Origin of the sequence: Achromobacter sp. Marseille-Q0513, assembly GCF_018195695.1 — a bacterium.
GTDB lineage: Bacteria > Pseudomonadota > Gammaproteobacteria > Burkholderiales > Burkholderiaceae_B > Achromobacter.
In genome coordinates this window covers 72,036-87,737 of record NZ_JAGTJY010000002.1, presented here as the reverse complement: position 1 = coordinate 87,737, position 15,702 = coordinate 72,036, and the positions used below count along the sequence as shown (strand labels likewise).

At 69.7% G+C, this 15,702-nt stretch carries 14 protein-coding genes; 7 read left to right on the top strand and 7 right to left on the bottom strand.

From position 1 onward, the window contains the following. The first annotated feature begins 30 nt into the window (after positions 1-30). Both KDH83_RS01075 and KDH83_RS01070 read left to right on the top strand, forming a co-directional pair. Positions 31-798: a crotonase/enoyl-CoA hydratase family protein gene (locus KDH83_RS01075; RefSeq protein ID WP_212312240.1), complete on the top strand. Its 768-nt coding sequence runs from the start codon at positions 31-33 to the stop codon at positions 796-798. A gap of 160 nt (positions 799-958) precedes the next feature. Further along, on the top strand, positions 959-2,482 hold the full coding sequence (locus KDH83_RS01070; RefSeq protein WP_212312239.1) for a fumarate hydratase: 1,524 nt from the start codon (positions 959-961) through the stop codon (positions 2,480-2,482). A gap of 176 nt (positions 2,483-2,658) precedes the next feature. Here KDH83_RS01070 and KDH83_RS01065 read toward each other — a convergent pair whose 3' ends face one another. The 3 genes from KDH83_RS01065 to KDH83_RS01055 are packed head-to-tail and all read right to left on the bottom strand — an operon-like array spanning position 2,659 to position 5,722. Next, positions 2,659-3,930: a CaiB/BaiF CoA-transferase family protein gene (locus tag KDH83_RS01065; RefSeq protein WP_212312237.1), complete on the bottom strand. Its 1,272-nt coding sequence runs from the start codon at positions 3,928-3,930 to the stop codon at positions 2,659-2,661. An 8-nt stretch (positions 3,931-3,938) separates the two neighbouring features. Continuing rightward, on the bottom strand, positions 3,939-4,799 hold the full coding sequence (locus tag KDH83_RS01060) for a MaoC/PaaZ C-terminal domain-containing protein (protein ID WP_212312236.1): 861 nt from the start codon (positions 4,797-4,799) through the stop codon (positions 3,939-3,941). Between the two features lie 8 nt (positions 4,800-4,807). After that, positions 4,808-5,722 (bottom strand): SDR family NAD(P)-dependent oxidoreductase, encoded by a 915-nt coding sequence (locus KDH83_RS01055; protein WP_212312235.1) that lies wholly within the window; start codon positions 5,720-5,722, stop codon positions 4,808-4,810. 141 nt (positions 5,723-5,863) lie between these two features. Here KDH83_RS01055 and KDH83_RS01050 point away from each other — a divergent pair, with 141 nt between their 5' ends. After that, positions 5,864-6,763 (top strand): LysR family transcriptional regulator, encoded by a 900-nt coding sequence (locus KDH83_RS01050; RefSeq protein ID WP_212312234.1) that lies wholly within the window; start codon positions 5,864-5,866, stop codon positions 6,761-6,763. A 180-nt stretch (positions 6,764-6,943) separates the two neighbouring features. Further along, on the top strand, positions 6,944-7,927 hold the full coding sequence (locus tag KDH83_RS01045; RefSeq protein WP_212312233.1) for a tripartite tricarboxylate transporter substrate binding protein: 984 nt from the start codon (positions 6,944-6,946) through the stop codon (positions 7,925-7,927). An 81-nt stretch (positions 7,928-8,008) separates the two neighbouring features. On the opposite strand, the gene KDH83_RS01040 is transcribed toward KDH83_RS01045, so the two are convergent. The 4 genes from KDH83_RS01040 to KDH83_RS01025 are packed head-to-tail and all read right to left on the bottom strand — an operon-like array spanning position 8,009 to position 12,136. After that, positions 8,009-8,977: a tripartite tricarboxylate transporter substrate binding protein gene (locus tag KDH83_RS01040; protein ID WP_212312232.1), complete on the bottom strand. Its 969-nt coding sequence runs from the start codon at positions 8,975-8,977 to the stop codon at positions 8,009-8,011. Between the two features lie 53 nt (positions 8,978-9,030). Further along, positions 9,031-10,551: a class I adenylate-forming enzyme family protein gene (locus KDH83_RS01035; RefSeq protein ID WP_212312231.1), complete on the bottom strand. Its 1,521-nt coding sequence runs from the start codon at positions 10,549-10,551 to the stop codon at positions 9,031-9,033. A gap of 14 nt (positions 10,552-10,565) precedes the next feature. After that, positions 10,566-11,738 (bottom strand): thiolase, encoded by a 1,173-nt coding sequence (locus KDH83_RS01030; protein ID WP_212312229.1) that lies wholly within the window; start codon positions 11,736-11,738, stop codon positions 10,566-10,568. Beyond that, on the bottom strand, positions 11,735-12,136 hold the full coding sequence (locus KDH83_RS01025) for an OB-fold domain-containing protein (protein ID WP_212312227.1): 402 nt from the start codon (positions 12,134-12,136) through the stop codon (positions 11,735-11,737). Before KDH83_RS01025 ends, KDH83_RS01030 begins: the two co-directional genes overlap by 4 nt. Positions 12,137-12,332: 196 nt before the next feature. Between KDH83_RS01025 and KDH83_RS01020 the strand changes: the two genes are divergently transcribed. The 3 genes from KDH83_RS01020 to paaG all read left to right on the top strand — a co-directional run bounded on the left by KDH83_RS01020 (position 12,333) and on the right by paaG (position 15,560). Beyond that, the gene (locus KDH83_RS01020) at positions 12,333-13,523 is read left to right on the top strand and encodes an acyl-CoA dehydrogenase family protein (RefSeq protein ID WP_212312225.1); all 1,191 of its coding nucleotides are present in this window, start codon (positions 12,333-12,335) and stop codon (positions 13,521-13,523) included. A gap of 85 nt (positions 13,524-13,608) precedes the next feature. Beyond that, complete coding sequence (locus KDH83_RS01015) at positions 13,609-14,739, top strand: acyl-CoA dehydrogenase (RefSeq protein WP_212312223.1); 1,131 nt, start codon at positions 13,609-13,611, stop codon at positions 14,737-14,739. After that, positions 14,736-15,560, top strand: coding sequence for a 2-(1,2-epoxy-1,2-dihydrophenyl)acetyl-CoA isomerase PaaG (paaG, locus tag KDH83_RS01010; RefSeq protein ID WP_212312221.1), 825 nt, complete (start codon positions 14,736-14,738; stop codon positions 15,558-15,560). The genes KDH83_RS01015 and paaG overlap by 4 nt, the downstream gene beginning before the upstream one ends. Positions 15,561-15,702 lie beyond the last annotated feature (142 nt).

Genomic DNA, 15,702 nt, shown 5'->3' with positions numbered 1-15,702 from the left:
TCCGGCAGACCCGAAAAAAGGAGTTGTCCCATGTCCGACCTGATCACGGTGGAAGTCACCGACGGCATCCAGATCATCACGATCAACCGTCCCGAGGCCAAGAACGCCATCAACCTGGAAACGGCGCAGGCCATGGCGGCGGCGCTGGATCAGCTCGACAGCCGCGACGACGTGCGCATCGGCATCCTGACGGGCGGCGGCGGCACCTTCTCGTCGGGCATGGACCTCAAGGCCTTCGCCAAGTCCGGCCAGCGTCCCTATGTCGAGGGCCGCGGTTTCGCCGGCCTGACCGAGCGCCCGCCCAAGAAGCCGCTGATCGCGGCCGTGGAAGGCTACGCCCTGGCCGGCGGCTGCGAAATGGCGCTGGCGTCCGACCTGATCGTGGCCGCCAATAACGCCAAGTTCGGCCTGCCCGAGGTCAAGCGCGGCCTGGTGGCCGGCGCCGGCGGCATGCTGCGCCTGCCGCGCCGCCTGCCGTACCACATCGCCATGGAAGTGATCCTGACCGGCGACATGTTGCCCGCCGAGCGCGCCCATGCCTTCGGCCTGGTCAACCGCCTGACCGAGCCGGGCGGCGCCCTGGCCGGCGCGCTGGAGCTGGCCCGCGCCATCGTCGAGAACGGCCCGCTGTCGGTGCAGACCGCCAAGAGCATCGTGGCGCAATCGGGCGACTGGTCGCAGGACGAGATGTTCGACCGCCAGCGTCCGCTGACCGCGCATATCTTCACCTCGGCCGACGCCAAGGAAGGCGCCACCGCCTTCGCCGAGAAGCGCAAGCCGGTTTGGCAAGGTAAATAGGACATGCCCCCACGCCGCACTCGCTACGCGAGCTTGCTGCCCCCCGAGGGGGCTTTTTGCCTCGGGGCGGCCCAGCGGCAAAAATAGTGCTTTCCCCTTTCCGTGCAGCCGGTCGCCCCGGCCGCGTTTTCACGTTTTCCCTTTAGACAGCAAATTCGCCATGTCCGTCATCATCAAGGAAGAAGACCTGGTCCAGTCGATCGCCGACGGGATCCAGTTCATCAGCTACTACCATCCGGTGGACTACATCCGCCACCTGGCCCGCGCCTACGAGCGCGAGGAAAGCCCCGCCGCGCGCGACGCGATGGCGCAGATCCTGACCAACTCGCGCATGTGCGCCGAAGGCAAGCGTCCGCTGTGCCAGGACACCGGCATCGTCAATGTGTTCCTGAAGGTCGGCATGGACGTGCGCTTCGACACCAAGCGCAGCCTGCAGGAGCTCTGTGACGAAGGCGTGCGCCGCGGCTACCTGAACCCGGACAATCCGCTGCGCGCCTCGGTGCTGGACGATCCGCTGTTCGCCCGCAAGAACACCCGCGACAACACGCCCTGTATCCTGCACGTCGACCTGGTCCCCGGTGACAAGGTCGACGTGCAGATCGCGTCGAAGGGCGGCGGTTCCGAGAACAAGACCAAGTTCGTCATGCTCAACCCCAGCGACTCGCTGGTGGACTGGGTGCTCAAGACCGTGCCGACCATGGGCGCGGGCTGGTGCCCGCCCGGCATGCTGGGTATCGGCGTCGGCGGCACCGCTGAAAAAGCCATGCTGATGGCCAAGCAGTCGCTGATGGAAGACATCGACATGTACGAGCTGCTGGCGCGCGGCCCGCAGAACAAGCTGGAAGAGCTGCGCATCGAGCTGTACGAGAAGGTCAACGCGCTGGGCATCGGCGCCCAGGGCCTGGGCGGCCTGACCACGGTGCTGGACGTCAAGATCAACACCTTCCCGACCCACGCCGCCTCCAAGCCCGTGGCCATGATCCCGAACTGCGCCGCCACCCGCCACGCCCACTTCGTGCTGGACGGCTCGGGCCCGGCGCGCCTGGATCCGCCCTCGCTGTCCGAGTGGCCGGAAGTGCACTGGGCGCCGGACTACAACAAGTCCAAGCAGGTGGACCTGAACACGCTGACCAGGGAAGAGGTCGCCAGCTGGAAGCCGGGCCAGACCCTGCTGCTGTCGGGCAAGATGCTCACCGGCCGCGACGCCGCGCACAAGCGCATCCAGGACATGCTGGCCAAGGGCGAGCAACTGCCGGTGGACTTCACCAACCGCGTCATCTACTACGTGGGCCCGGTCGATCCGGTGCGCGACGAAGTGGTCGGCCCGGCCGGTCCCACCACCGCCACCCGCATGGACAAGTTCACCGAGATGATGCTGGCGCAGACCGGCCTGATCTCCATGATCGGCAAGTCCGAGCGCGGCCCGGTCGCCATCGAGGCGATCCGCAAGCACGGCTCGGCCTACCTCATGGCGGTGGGCGGCGCGGCCTATCTGGTGTCCAAGGCGATCCGCGAAGCCCGCGTGCTGGCCTTCGAGGACCTGGGCATGGAAGCCATCTACGAGTTCGACGTGAAGGACATGCCGGTGACCGTGGCGGTGGACGCCCAGGGCATCTCGGTCCACAACACCGGACCGAAGGAATGGCAGGCCAAGATCGGCAAGATCCCGGTCGCCGTGGCCTGACCCTTCCTGATCCCGCGCGGCCCGGCATCCGGGGCCGTGTGCCTTGCCCGATCCCCGCGCGGCGTCATGCCGCGCGGGGATTTTTCATTCATGGATCGCGTCGCCCGAGAATCGTGAGTCGCGCGCGAGCCGCCCATTGTGCGACGCCGGCATCCTCGCTCCGCAGCGTCGCTTGGTCAGCGCGAGGCCAGCGCCTGCTTGAAGGCCGCGATCTCATCCACGGACTTGCCCAGCACCTCGCGCAGCACTTCCTCGGTGTGCTGGCCCAGCAGCGGCGGCGCGCGGCGGTAGGCCACCGGCGTGTCGGAGAAGCGCAGCGGGCTGGCGGTGACCGCCGCGACGCCGCCCGCCGGATGCGGCAGGTCGCGGCGCAGCTGCCGAGCCACCGCCTGCGGATGCGCGAAGGCCTGGGCGATGTCGTTGATCGGACCGCAAGGCACGCCCGCCGCTTCCAGCTTGTCGATCCAGTCGTCGCGCCGGCCCTGCAGCATGATGGCCGACAGCAGCCCGACCAGCTCGTCCCGGTTGCGGATGCGCAGGCGGTTGGTGGCAAAGCGCGGATCGTCGCCCAGTTCCGGCGCGCCGATGGCGGCGCAGTAGGCGCGGTACTGCGATTCGTTGCCGGTGGCCACGATCAGATGGCCGTCGCGGGCGGCGAACACCTGGTAGGGCACCACGTTCTGGTGCGCGTTGCCCGCGCGCCTGGGCGCGACGCCGCTGTGGAAATAGTTGGAGTTCTGGTTGGCCAGCAGCGCCACGTGGCTGTCCAGCAGCGCGATATCCAGATGCTGGCCCAGGCCGCTGCGCTGGCGCTCCTGCAGCGCGGCCAGGATCGCCACGGTGGCGTACATGCCGGTGACGATGTCGGTGACGGCCACGCCGGCCTTCTGCGGTCCGCCGCCGGGCAGGTCGTCGCGCTCGCCGGTGATGCTCATCAGTCCGCCCAGCCCCTGGATCATGAAGTCGTAGCCGGGCCTCGCGGCGTAGGGACCGTCCTGGCCGAAGCCGGTGATCGAGCAATAGATGAGGCGTGGATTCAGCGCCTTCAGGCTGGCGTAGTCCAGCCCGTACTTGGCCAGGCCGCTCACCTTGAAGTTCTCGACCAGGATGTCGCTGGCCGTGGCCAGCTCGCGGATCAGCGCGGCGCCCGCGGGCGTTGCCATGTCGGCCTCGACCGAGCGCTTGTTGCGGTTGGCGCTCAGGTAATAGGCCGATTCCTCGGTGTCGCGACCCTGGCCGTCCTTCAGGAAGGGCGGTCCCCAGGCGCGCGTGTCGTCGCCGGTGGCCGGGCGCTCGATCTTGATCACGTCCGCGCCCAGGTCGGCAAGGTTCTGGGTGCACCAGGGGCCGGCCAGGATGCGCGACAGGTCCAGGACGCGGATGCCGTCCAACGGCGCGCAGCGCGCGGCCTGGCCGCCGGCGGACGCGTCGTGTGTTTCAGGATCCATGCGCCGGCTCATGCCCGCACCTCGGCGGTGCCATGGCTCATGACCACGACGCCGCGCTCCAGCGCGCGCGCCAGGAAGCGGAGCTGGCCGTCGGGCAGGCGCCAGATGTCGCATTGCAGCGTCTCGCCGGGATAGACCGGCGCCGAGAAGCGCGCGTTCAGGCTGGCCAGGCGCGAGGCGTCGTATCCGCAGCAGGCGCGGACGATGGCGTGCGCGGCGACGCCGTAAGTGCAGAGCCCGTGCAGGATGGGGCGCGGATAACCCGCACGCCGCGCCACCTCGGGATCGGCGTGCAGCGGATTGCGGTCCGCGTTGAGCCGGTAGAGCAGCGCCGCCTGCGGCGCGATGCGCAGTTCGCAGCGGTGGTCTGGCACGCCTTGCGGCGTGGCGGGCAGGGGAGCGGGGCCGTCGTCGCCGCCGCCGAAGCCGCCGTCGCCCCGGCAGAAGGTGGTCTGCGTCAGCGTGGCCAGGCAGGCGCCGGCCTCGTCGTGCAGCGTGCGCTCGGTGATCACCAGCGCGCCCTTGTCCGCGCCCTTGTCGACCACATGCGTGTTGCGGCTGCGGCCGACGATCACGCCGGAGGCCGGCAGCGGCGCGTGCATGGCCAGGCGCTGCTCGCCGTGCACGACCTTGACCCAGTCGATGCCGGCGCGCGGGTCGCGGACCCAGAAGCCGGGATAGCCCAGCACCACGCTCATGGTGGGAAAGGCCAGCAAGTCGCGCTCGTACACATAGCGCAGCTGGCGTTCGTCCTCGGGGTCCTGGCCCAGGCCGATGCCCAGGGCATACAGCATGGCGTCCTTCTCGTCGTAGCGCTGGCGCACCTCGTCGAAGCGCCAGTCCTTCACGGTTGCGTAGTCCAGCGGCATGGCGTCTCTCAGATGGGGTCCCAGTCGATCACGTCGGGCGAGCGTTCCAGCGCATAGAAATGCTTGCGCATCGCGGGCATGGCGATCTCGCCGATGCGTTCCGGCGTCCAGCCCTCGCCGTGGTGCACGCTGCGCAGCGGCCTGGGCTGGCTCATCAGCATGATCTCGTTGGCGCGCACGGCGAAGACCTGCGCGTTGACGGCGGCAGCGGCGTCGCTGGCCAGGTACACCGCCAGCGGCGCGACCTTGCCGGCCTCCATCTTCTTGAGTTTTGCCACGCGCGCCTTCTCGTCGTCGGTCTCGGCGGGGATGGAGCTGGTCATGCGGCTCCAGGCGAAGGGCGCGATGCAGTTCGAGCGCACGTTGTAGCGCGCCATGTCCAGCGCGATGGACTTGGACAGCGCCACCACGCCGAGCTTGGCCGCCGCGTAGTTGGCCTGGCCGAAATTGCCGATCAGGCCCGAGGTGGACGTCATGTGCACCAAGGCGCCGGATTCCTGCTCGCGGAAGTAGGGCGCGGCCGCGCGGCTCATGTAGAACGAGCCGTTCAGGTGGACCGCGATGACCTGCGCCCACTCGTCCTCGCTCATCTTGTGGAACACCCGGTCGCGCAGGTTGCCGGCATTGTTGATCACCGCGTCGATGCGGCCGAACGCGTCGACGGCGGCGCGCACCACGCGGCTGGCGCTGTCGTAGGCGGCCACGCTGTCGGTGCTGGCCACGGCCTGTCCGCCGGCCGCCGCGATCTCGCGCGCCACGGCCTGGGCCGGGCCGTCGCCGCCGCCTTCGCCGGCGAGCGAGACGCCGATGTCGTTGACCACGATCCTGGCGCCGGCCTGCGCCATCGCCAGCGCGATCTCGCGGCCGATGCCGCCGCCCGCGCCCGTCACCACCACCACCTTGCCTGACACGATGCCGCTCACTGGACTTCCCCTATTTGTGGAAAACAGTTCCGCATCCCAGCCCGGGTTTCCAGTCTGGTTCGCGGGTTTTCATCATGGTAGATTCGGCCGGGCATACACAGAATTCAAAATTAGAGATGCCCCCCTTCCGCGTGGTGGAACATGAGACATGACCTGACCGACCTGCGTTTATTCGTGAACGTGGGCGAAACCCTCAACCTGACGCGCGCCGCAGAGCGCACGTTCCTGTCGCTGCCCGCTGCCAGCGCGCGCGTCAAGAACATGGAAGAAGCGTTCAAGGCCCGGCTGCTGGTGCGCATGGCCACCGGCGTGGCGCTGACGCCGGCGGGCGAAGTGCTGCTCAAGCATGCCAATGCGGTCTTCCGGCAACTGGAATGCCTGAACGCCGACCTGCAGCCCTACGCCAGCGGCCTGAAGGGCCGCCTGCGCCTGCTGGCCAACACGACCGCCACCAATTCCTTCCTGGCCGATGCGCTGTCGACTTTCCTGGCCGAGAATCCCGACGTGGACGTCGAGCTCGAGGAAAAGATCTCCGGCGATATCGTGATCGCGATCCGCGCCGGCGCGGGCGACCTGGGCATCGTGGCCGGCAACATCGACGTCGAGGGGCTGGACGTGACGCCGCTGTTCCGCGACGAGCTCACGGTCGTGGCCGCGCTGGACCATCCGCTGGCCAGCCTGAAGTCCGCGCATTTCGCCGACCTGATCGACGCCTACCAGTTCGTCGGCATTCATCCCAACAGCGCCATCCAGGCGTTCCTGGAAGACATCGCCAGCGGCCTGGGCAAGCGCATCTGCCAGCGCGTCCACGTAGGCAGCTTCGAAGCGGTATGCCGGATGGTCGAGGCCGGCGCCGGCATCGCGGTGGTGCCGCGCGCCTGCGCCGCGCGCTACAGCCGGCCGGGCGCGCTGCACGTGCTCAAGCTCGACGATCCGTGGGCGCTGCGCGACCGCTTGCTGTGCCGTCAGCGCGGCCGCGACCTGCCCAGCTTCGCCGAGTGCTTCATCGGCCACCTGCAGCGCGCGGCGCAGGCGCAGTAGCGCGGGCGTGGGGTGTAAGTGGGTCCGATTCTCGACGGCGCCTGAAACGGCCTGTTGACCGGACTGCGCGTGTGCGCGAAGAGGGGCTTCCAGAAATGCGTAGCGGAGATTTCCGCCGATCGGAAAATAATAAATCCGCGCTGGATATCCGGCGACAAGAACGAGATCCTGGAGATTGCCGTGTTCAATCCTCAACGCCGCCGCGTCGTCGCGGGGCTGGGCGCCGCCTGCGCCGCCGCCGCATTCCCTGCCGTCCGCGCCGCGTCCGCCTGGCCCGGCCATGCCGTCACCTTCATCGTGCCGTTTCCCGCGGGCGGCCCGGTGGACGCCACGGCACGGTTCGCCACCCAGCCGCTGGGCCGGCTCTGGTCTGTGCCCACGGTGGTGGACAACAAGTCCGGCGCCGGCGGCATCGTGGGCGCGCAGTTCGCCGCGAAGGCGGAGCCCGATGGCTACAGTTTTTTCTTCGCCTCCATCCATCACGCCGTGCTGCCCAGCCTGCGCGACAACCTCAGCTACGACATCCAGCGGGATTTCGAGCCCGTGGGCATGGCGGCGGTGTTTCCCATCGTGCTCGTGGTGAACCCTGCGCTGCCGGTGCGCAGCGTGGGCGAGCTGGTCGCCTATGCCAAGGCCAATCCGGGCAAGCTGTCGTTCAGTTCGTCCGGCACCGGCGGCGGCACGCATCTGGCCGGCGAGTTGTTCAACGCCATGGCCGGAACCAGGATCCAGCACGTGCCGTATCGCGGCAGCGCGCCCGCCATGCAGGACCTGGTGGGCGGGCAGGTGCAGCTGATGTTCGCCGACGGGCCTTCGGCCGTGCCGCAGCTCAAGGCAGGCAAGGTGCGCGCGCTGGGCGTGGGCAATCCGCAGCGTTCGGCGTTGCTGCCGGACGTGCCCACCATCGCGGAATCCGGCTTGCCGGACTACGAGGCTTATTCGTGGAGCGGCATGATGGCGCCGCGCGGCACGCCGGCGGCCATCGTCGCCAAGGTGAACGCGGACCTGATACAGGTGTTGTCGGATCCCGCCACCGCCAGCAGCATGATCGCCGCGGGCGCCGAGCCCAAACCGGGCACGCCGCGGGCGTTCGGCGATTTCGTCGCGGCCGAGATCGGAAAGTGGCGCGAGGTGATCCGCAAGGCGGACATTCGCGTGGAATGAATGCGCCGCGAGCCGCGTCCAGCATGGACGGGGCTCGCGGCCCGGGCGACGCGGCGGTGGTTCAGGAACGGGCAGCGCGCATCAGTTGGCCTGGATGTTGGCGCTGCGTATCACGTCGGCCCACAAGGCATATTCCTTGTCGATGCGCTCCTGCAAGGCGCGCGAATCGCCGGCGTTGATGGTGTAGCCGCCGTCTGTCATTGCCTGGCGGAACGCGGAATCGCTCGAGACCTGGGCCAGCGCCTCGGTCAGCCGCTGGCGCACCGGGTCCGGCAGCTGCTTCGGGCCGACCAGCGCATACCAGCCCACCACCTCATAGTCCTTCAGGCCGGCCTCGATCATCGTGGGAACGTCGGGCAGCTCGGGATTGCGAGTGCGAGACGTGACGGCCAGCGCGCGCGCCTTGCCGCTCTTGATGAAGGGGATCGCGGTGCTGGTGATGTCGAACATGAAGGTGATCTTGCCGCTGATCACATCCACCATGGCGGGAGAATTGCCGCGATAGGGCACGTGCAGCATGGGCGCGTCGGCCTGCTTCTTCAACAGCTCGGCCGACAGGTGGTTCGAGGCGCCGATGCCGGCCGAGCCGAACGACACCGCGTCCGGATGCTTGCGCGCGTAGTCGACCAGCTCCGGCACGCTGGCGGCCGGCACCTGCGGGCCGATCAGCAGCACATTGGCATAGTCCACCACCAGGCCGACCAGCGAGAAGTCCTTGCGCGGATCGAACAGCGTGCTGCGCTGGACCAGCGGAGACATGGTCAGCGTCGGGCTGGCGGCGAAGCCCAGCACGTAGCCGTCGGGCGTGGCCTTGGCGGTGGCGTCCGAGGCGATCATGCCGCTGGCGCCGGCGCGGTTTTCCACGATCACGGGCTGTCCCAGCTTGTCGCCCAGGTATTTGGCGAAGACGCGCGCCGTGGTGTCCACGGGACCGCCAGGGGCATAGCCCACCAGCAGGCGGATGGGCCGGTCGGGATAGGCGCTCCAGGCCGGTGTCGCGGCCAAGGCCGCGACGGTGGCCGCGGCGGCGAACAGGGTCTTGAGGTTCACGCTGTGTCTCCTTGTGTGCGCCGGCCGGTCGCGCCGCGGAACAGGCTCCGCGGCTACGCCAGCCGGTCTTTCAGCGGCTGCTTCAGGATTTTTCCGCTGACTGTGGTGGGCAGGACATCGATGGGAATGATCTGCGCGGGCCGCTTGTAGGGCGCGAGCTGGGCGCGCAGGTGCAGCATCAGCAGGCGGGTGTCCAGCGCGGCGCCGGGCAGCGGCTCGACGAAGGCGACGACCTCCTCGTTGTGGTCTTCGGTCTGGCGTCCGACCACCGCCGACAGCCGCACGCCCGGAAAGGCGTTGATGACCGATTCCACCTCGATGGGATACACATTGAAGCCGGAACGGATGATCAGATCCTTGGTGCGTCCCGCGATGAACAGCGCGCCGTCGGCGTCCGCGTAGCCGATATCGCCGGTATCCAGCCAGCCGCCGGGCAACAGCGCGCGCGCCGTCTGCTCCGGATCGCGGTAGTAGCCCAGCATCACGCCGGGCCCCCGGATCAGGATGGCGCCGCGCTCGCCCGGTTCGGGCGTGGCGCGGTCCGGGCTGCCGATGCGCCATTCCACGCCGTCCACCGCATAGCCGCACGAGCAGTCCTGGCGCGGCCTGTCCATGTCGGTGATGAACATGGAGCCGGCGTATTCGGTGATGCCGTAGCCGTGGTGCATGGGCAGCCCGAAGTACCGTTCGGCGTCGCGCTTGAGCGTGGGATCCAGCGCGGCGCCGCCGGTATAGAGATATCGCAGGTTCGGCGCGCGCAGCTCGCCGCGCGGCGGCGCGGACGCCAGCAGTCGGCTGAACATCGTGGGCACGCCCTGCAGGATGCTGAGGCCGGGCTGGCGCAGCGCGCGGTACACGTCCTCGGTATCGAAGCGGCTGCGGACCACCAGGCTGGCGCCGGCGTGCAGCGTGGCCATCAATACCGTGGCGATGCCGAAGATGTGCGACAACGGCAGCGCGGCATAGCCGATGTCATGGGGCGTCAGCCGCCGCGATGCCGCCGAGATCCGCGCGAAATGCAGCAGGCCACGGTGCGGCACCATCACTCCCTTGGGCGCGCCGGTGGTGCCCGAGGTGTAGATCAGGGTGGCAACGGCGTCGGCCAGCTCGCCGGTTTCCGCCGCGGCCGGCTCGGATGCGTGGCCGACGTCCACGCCGACGCCCCAGGCAGGCAGTGCGACGGGCGTGGCGCCGGCGGTTTCGGCGTGGTCGCGGGCGGCGGACGAGACGCCGCTGGTATACAGCGTCAGCCGGGGCCGCGCGTGTTGGCGGATGCTGGCGACTTCGCGCGCCGACAGGCGCGCGTTCACGCCCACCTGCCAGGCGCCGGCCAGGCTGCAGGCGAACAGCGACACGACCATGGCGGCGCAGTTTTCGCCCACCAGCATGACGCGGTCGCCGCGCGTCACGCCCTGGCCGGCCAGCCAAGCCGCGGCTTCCTGTGCGCGCTGCCACAGCTGGCCGTAGCGGACTACGCCGCCGCCTTCCTCGTACAGGCAGACGGCGTCGGGCTGGCGCTGTGCTTGCCGGGCTAGGATGTCGTGGATGCGGTCGGGGGAGTCGGAATGGGGCATGGAATGTCGCGGGTTCAAAGCGTGGCCTGGGTGCCGAGGATGGCGGTGGATTGGCTGGACAGCGTGCCGCCGTTGCCATGCACCAGCGCCAGCGCGGCGCCGGACACCTGGCGCGCGCCGCATTCGCCGCGCAGCTGGCGCACCGCCTCGATCATGATGAATACGCCGTACATGCCGGGATGCACGCAGCACAGCCCGCCGCCGTTGGTGTTGACCGGCAGCCGGCCGCCCGGCGCGATGGCGCCGCCGGCGATGAAGTCGCGCGCCTCGCCCTTGGCGCAGAATCCCAGGTCTTCCAGGAACAGCAGGGTATTGATGGTGAAGGCGTCGTACAGCTCGACCACATCGATGTCGGCGGGCTTCAGCCCGGCCATCTCGAAGGCGCGCCGGCCCGACTCGGTGGCGGCGGTGACGGTCAGGTCGTCCATCGATGAGATCTGGCGATTCCAGACCGAGGTGGCGTTGCCCAGCACATACACCGGCGGCCGGGGCAGGTCGCGCGCGCGTTCGGCGCGCACCAGCACGTAGGCGCCGGCGCCGTCGGTCACCAGGCAGCAGTCGCGCGCGCTGAGCGGATCGGACACCATGCGCGCGGACAGGATCTGTTCCAGCGTGGCCGGTTCGCGCAGTTGGGCCTCGGGGTTGAGCTGGGCCCATTGATTGGCGGCCAGCGCCACCTGCGCCAGGTCTTCGCGGCGCGTGCCGTACTGGTGCATGTGGCGGGCAGCCGCCAGCGCGTAGGACGACAGCGGGCTCAGCGGCTCGTAGGGCGTCTCGTAGGGTTGCGGATCGAACTGCCTGCGCACCCGGCCGATCTCCGCGCGCGATAGCGCCGACGTGCGCTGCGTGCTGCCGTAGCAGACCAGTACCGCCTGGCACTGGCCCGAGGCCAGCGCGTGCAGCGCCGGCAGCAGATGGGCCACGAAGCTGGAGCCGCCCAGCATGGTGCTGTCGATGAAGGTGGGCCGTATGCCCAGATGCTCGATCACGGGCATGGCCCACATCGGCGCGGCCACGCTGGCGGTGCAGATGCCGTCGATATCGCGCATGGACAGGCCGGCATCGGCCACGGCGCGCTGCGCCGCCTGCACCAGGATTTCCATTTCGGTATAGCCCTGGGCCTGTCCCAGGCCGGCGTGGCCCACGCCGGCCACGGCCACCGCGCCTCGCAGATCGTGCAGTTTCATGTGGCCTCCTGTTGCGGCGCGAACACCAGCAGGCCCTGGCCGTTCTCGGACGCAATCCGGGCGCGCACGGACATGCCGATGCGTACCGCCTCCGGTGGCACGCCCTCGACGCGGCTCATCAGCCGCACGCCTTCCTTCAGGTCGACCAGCGCGACGTTGTAGTCGCCGCCGGCTTCGGGCTTGCGCCGCACCACGGTGGTCGAATAGACCACGCCGGCGCCGTCCGGCTCGAACCAGGACAGGCGGTCGGCGCCGCAATGGGGGCAGATCATGCGGGGATGGAACACGGCCCGTTCGCAGCCGTCGCAGCGCTGGATGAGGAAGATGCCCCGGTCCAGCGCCCGGCGGTGGAGGGCGTCGGCGCCGCAGTTGGCGGGCGGGCTGTCGATGGCGGTCATGAGGTCGGGACGAGAGCGTTGGACATGGCCGCTAGTGTCCGCAGCGTGGCGCGCTTCGGCCATTCTTCATTGCTGAAGCAGGGCTTTTGCGCGTCCGTAGGGCGACCCTCTCTGCCTGCGCGGAAGGCGGTCTTCGGCAGAGGCAGATTGCCGGGTCGCCAGCGCGCGTGGCTAGATACCGGAAAAGGAGACAGACATGAACCTGACCTGGACGCCCGAGCTGCGCCGCTTCCGCGAGGAGGTCGCGGCCTTCGCCGCCGCCAGCCTGCCGCCGGATATCCGCGACAAGGTGCTGCGCCATCAGCGGCTGGAACGCGACGACTACGTGTGCTGGCACCTGGTCCTGGCCGACCGGGGCTGGGGCGCGCCCACCTGGCCCGTCGAGCACGGCGGCACCGGCTGGAACGCGCTGCAACGGCTGATCTTCGAGGTCGAGTGCTTCAAGGCGGGCGCGCCGAGGCTGCTGCCTTTCGGCCTGTCCATGATCGGACCCGTGCTGATGAAGTACGGCAGCGCCGCGCAGCAGGCCGAGCTGCTGCCGCGCATCATCCGCGTGCAGGACTGGTGGTGCCAGGGCTATTCGGAGCCGGGCTCGGGTTCGGACCTGGCCTCGCTCTCGACCCGCGCCGAACGCGACGGCGGCGAATACGTGGTCAACGGCCAGAAGACCTGGACCACGCTGGCGCAATACGCCGACCGCATGTTCTGCCTGGTCCGGACCGATCCCGGGGCGCGCGCCCAGCGCGGCATTTCCATGCTGCTGCTGGACATGCGCGCGCCGGGCGTCAGCGTGCGCCCGATCCGCACGCTGGACGGCGGCTGCGACGTCAACGAAGTCTGGCTGGAAAACGTGCGCGTGCCGGCCTCCAATCTGGTGGGGGAAGAGAACCAGGGCTGGACCTACGCCAAGTACCTGCTCGGCCACGAGCGCACCGGCATCGCCGGGCTCGGGCATTGCCACCGCGAACTAGGCATCCTGAAGCGCATGGCGGGGCAGGCGGTTTCCCGGGGCCGTCCGTTGCTGCAGGACAGCCGCATGCGCGACCGCATCTCGCGCATCGAGGCCGACATCATGGCGCTGGAGATGCTGCTGCTGCGCGTGGCCGCCGGCGACGGCGGCGCGCCGGGCGCCGAGGCGTCGGTGCTGAAGATACGCGGCTCCGAAATCCAGCAGGACCTGGCCATGCTGCAGATGGAGGTGGCCGGCCCGGACTGCTGGCCCTACGACCCGGACTGGATGCTGGCGGGCGCGGACTGGCACGGGCCGGGGCCGGAGATGGCGGCCGCCGCCGGCGCGGGCTACGCCGACATGCGCAAGACCTCGATCTACGGCGGCACCACGGAAGTGCAGAAGGGCATCATCGCGCGCCACGCGCTGGGGCTGTGACATCCGGATGCCGGTCGCCGGATGCTCGTCAACGGCAGCCCGTCGCGGGCAGCCCGTCGCCCCCCTCCCACAAGGAAAACCACGCATGGATTTCATCTATACCGAAGAACAGCGCATGCTGGCCGACAGCCTGCGTCGACTGGTGGCGCAGGACTGGACACAGGCATTGCGCCGCAAGCGCCAGGAGGCGGGCGCGCTGGACGCAGGGGCGTGGGACGCGTTGGCCGGGCTTGGCGTGCTGGGCCTGAACATCGCCGAGGATTGCGGCGGTTTCGGCGAGCCGCCAGCCAGCCTGCTGCCGGTGCATCTTGAACTGGGGCGCGGACTGGTGTCCGAGCCGGTCATTCCCAGCGCCGTGATGGGCGCGGCCCTGGTGGCGGCTTGCGGCGAGGGCGCGCGCCGGCGCTGGCTGCCGGGCATCGCCTCGGGCGAGTGCATCGCCAGCGTGGCCTGGCAGGAGCCGGGCCGGCGCTATGACCCCGATCCCGCGAATTGCCGCGCGTCGCGCGACGGCCTGGGCTGGCGGCTGGACGGCGCCAAGCATCTGGTCTGGCACGGCGCGGCCGCCGCCGTCTGGCTGGTCTGCGCGCGTGGCGAGGATGGCGCGCCGCTGCTCCTGGCCGTGCCGGCGGGTATCGCCGGCGCGCGCGTGACCGACACGCCCACGCTGGACGGCGCGCGTTGCGCGCGGCTGGACTTCGACGGCGTCCGGCTGGACGCGGAAGCGCTATTGGCGCAGGGCGAGCCGGCGCGACAGGCGCTGGCCGAGTCCCTGCATTGGGGCACGGCCGCGCTGTGCGCGCATGCGGCCGGGGCGATGGAGCGCCTGCTGGAGATCACCGTCGACTATCTCAAGACCCGCAAGCAGTTCGGCCAGCCCTTGGCAAGCTTCCAGGCGCTGCAGCATCGCGTCGCCGAGATGTACGTGGCCAAGGAGCTGGCGCTGTCCATGGCCTATGTGGCGGCGGCCGCGTTGACCGAGGACGACCCGCTACAGCGCCGCCGCATGCTGGCGTCGGCCAAGCTGCAAACGGCGCGCGCCGGCCGGCAGCTGGCGCAGGCGGCGGTGCAGCTGCATGGCGGCATGGGCATGACCGACGAGCTGGAGGTGGGCGACTACTTCAAGCGGCTGACCGTCGCCGACCAGCTGCTGGGCGATAGCGCCGAGCAGCTGGCGGTGCTGGAAGCGCTGGCGCGGGAGGAGGAGGGAACATGAACGATGTGGCGGACGTTGGCAACGGCGAGGCCGGATATGCGCAGATCCGTTTTTCGTTGCGCCGGTGCGTGGGCCGCATCACGCTGAACCGGCCCGAGCGGCTGAACAGCTTCACCGAGGCCATGCATGCCGAACTGGCCCGCGCGCTGGACACGCTGGAGGCCTGCGAGGGCCTGCGCGGATTGATCGTGACCGGCGCGGGCCGGGGCTTTTGCGCCGGCCAGGACCTCTCCGAACGCAAGCCGCCCGCTGCCGGCGAGCGTCGCGACCTGAGCGTGGGGCTGGAGACGCGCTACCGGCCGCTGATCCTGCGGCTGCGCGCGTTGCCGGTGCCGGTGGTGTGCGTGCTCAACGGCGTGGCCGCCGGAGCGGGCGCCAGCCTGGCGCTGGCCTGCGACGTGATCTACGCGGTGGAATCGGCCCGCTTCGTGCAGGCCTTCAGTAAGATCGGCCTGTTGCCCGACGCGGGCGGCACCTGGTTCCTGCCGCGATTGGTCGGCTCCGCCCGCGCGATGGGCGCGGCGTTGTTCGGCGAGTCCGTCAGCGCGCGGCAGGCTGAGGCCTGGGGCCTGATCTGGCGCGCGGTGCCCGACGAGGCGCTGGCAGCGACGCTGGCCGAGATCGAAGCCACGCTGGCGGCGGGGCCGACGCGCGCCTACGCGGCGGCCAAGCAGGCGTTGCACGCGTCTAGCGGCAATACGCTGGCGCAGCAGTTCGACCTGGAAACCCGGTTGCAGCGCGAGCTGGGATACACCGACGACTACCTGGAAGGCATGCGCGCCTTCGCCGAAAAGCGTCCGCCGGCGTTCACCGGGACTTGAGCGGGGCCTTCGCGCTGCGGGGGGATCTTGCCGCTTGCGGCCTGGCTGCCTGAGTCTCTGCCGCCTGCGTCTCGGCAGCCTGCGTCTTTGCTGCCGGAGTCCTTGCCGCCGGCGTCCTGGCGGCAGCGCGCGGTTTGGCTGA

Excerpts from the sequence above, each read along its gene's own strand:
- KDH83_RS01075 (WP_212312240.1), top strand. The coding sequence starts at position 31 with ATGTCCGACCTGATCACGGTGGAAGTCACCGACGGCATCCAGATCATC.
- KDH83_RS01070 (WP_212312239.1), top strand. The coding sequence starts at position 959 with ATGTCCGTCATCATCAAGGAAGAAGACCTGGTCCAGTCGATCGCCGAC.
- KDH83_RS01065 (WP_212312237.1), bottom strand. The coding sequence starts at position 3,930 with ATGGATCCTGAAACACACGACGCGTCCGCCGGCGGCCAGGCCGCGCGC.
- KDH83_RS01060 (WP_212312236.1), bottom strand. The coding sequence starts at position 4,799 with ATGCCGCTGGACTACGCAACCGTGAAGGACTGGCGCTTCGACGAGGTG.
- KDH83_RS01050 (WP_212312234.1), top strand. The coding sequence starts at position 5,864 with ATGAGACATGACCTGACCGACCTGCGTTTATTCGTGAACGTGGGCGAA.
- KDH83_RS01035 (WP_212312231.1), bottom strand. The coding sequence starts at position 10,551 with ATGCCCCATTCCGACTCCCCCGACCGCATCCACGACATCCTAGCCCGG.
- KDH83_RS01030 (WP_212312229.1), bottom strand. The coding sequence starts at position 11,738 with ATGAAACTGCACGATCTGCGAGGCGCGGTGGCCGTGGCCGGCGTGGGC.
- KDH83_RS01025 (WP_212312227.1), bottom strand. The coding sequence starts at position 12,136 with ATGACCGCCATCGACAGCCCGCCCGCCAACTGCGGCGCCGACGCCCTC.
- KDH83_RS01020 (WP_212312225.1), top strand. The coding sequence starts at position 12,333 with ATGAACCTGACCTGGACGCCCGAGCTGCGCCGCTTCCGCGAGGAGGTC.
- KDH83_RS01015 (WP_212312223.1), top strand. The coding sequence starts at position 13,609 with ATGGATTTCATCTATACCGAAGAACAGCGCATGCTGGCCGACAGCCTG.
- paaG (WP_212312221.1), top strand. The coding sequence starts at position 14,736 with ATGAACGATGTGGCGGACGTTGGCAACGGCGAGGCCGGATATGCGCAG.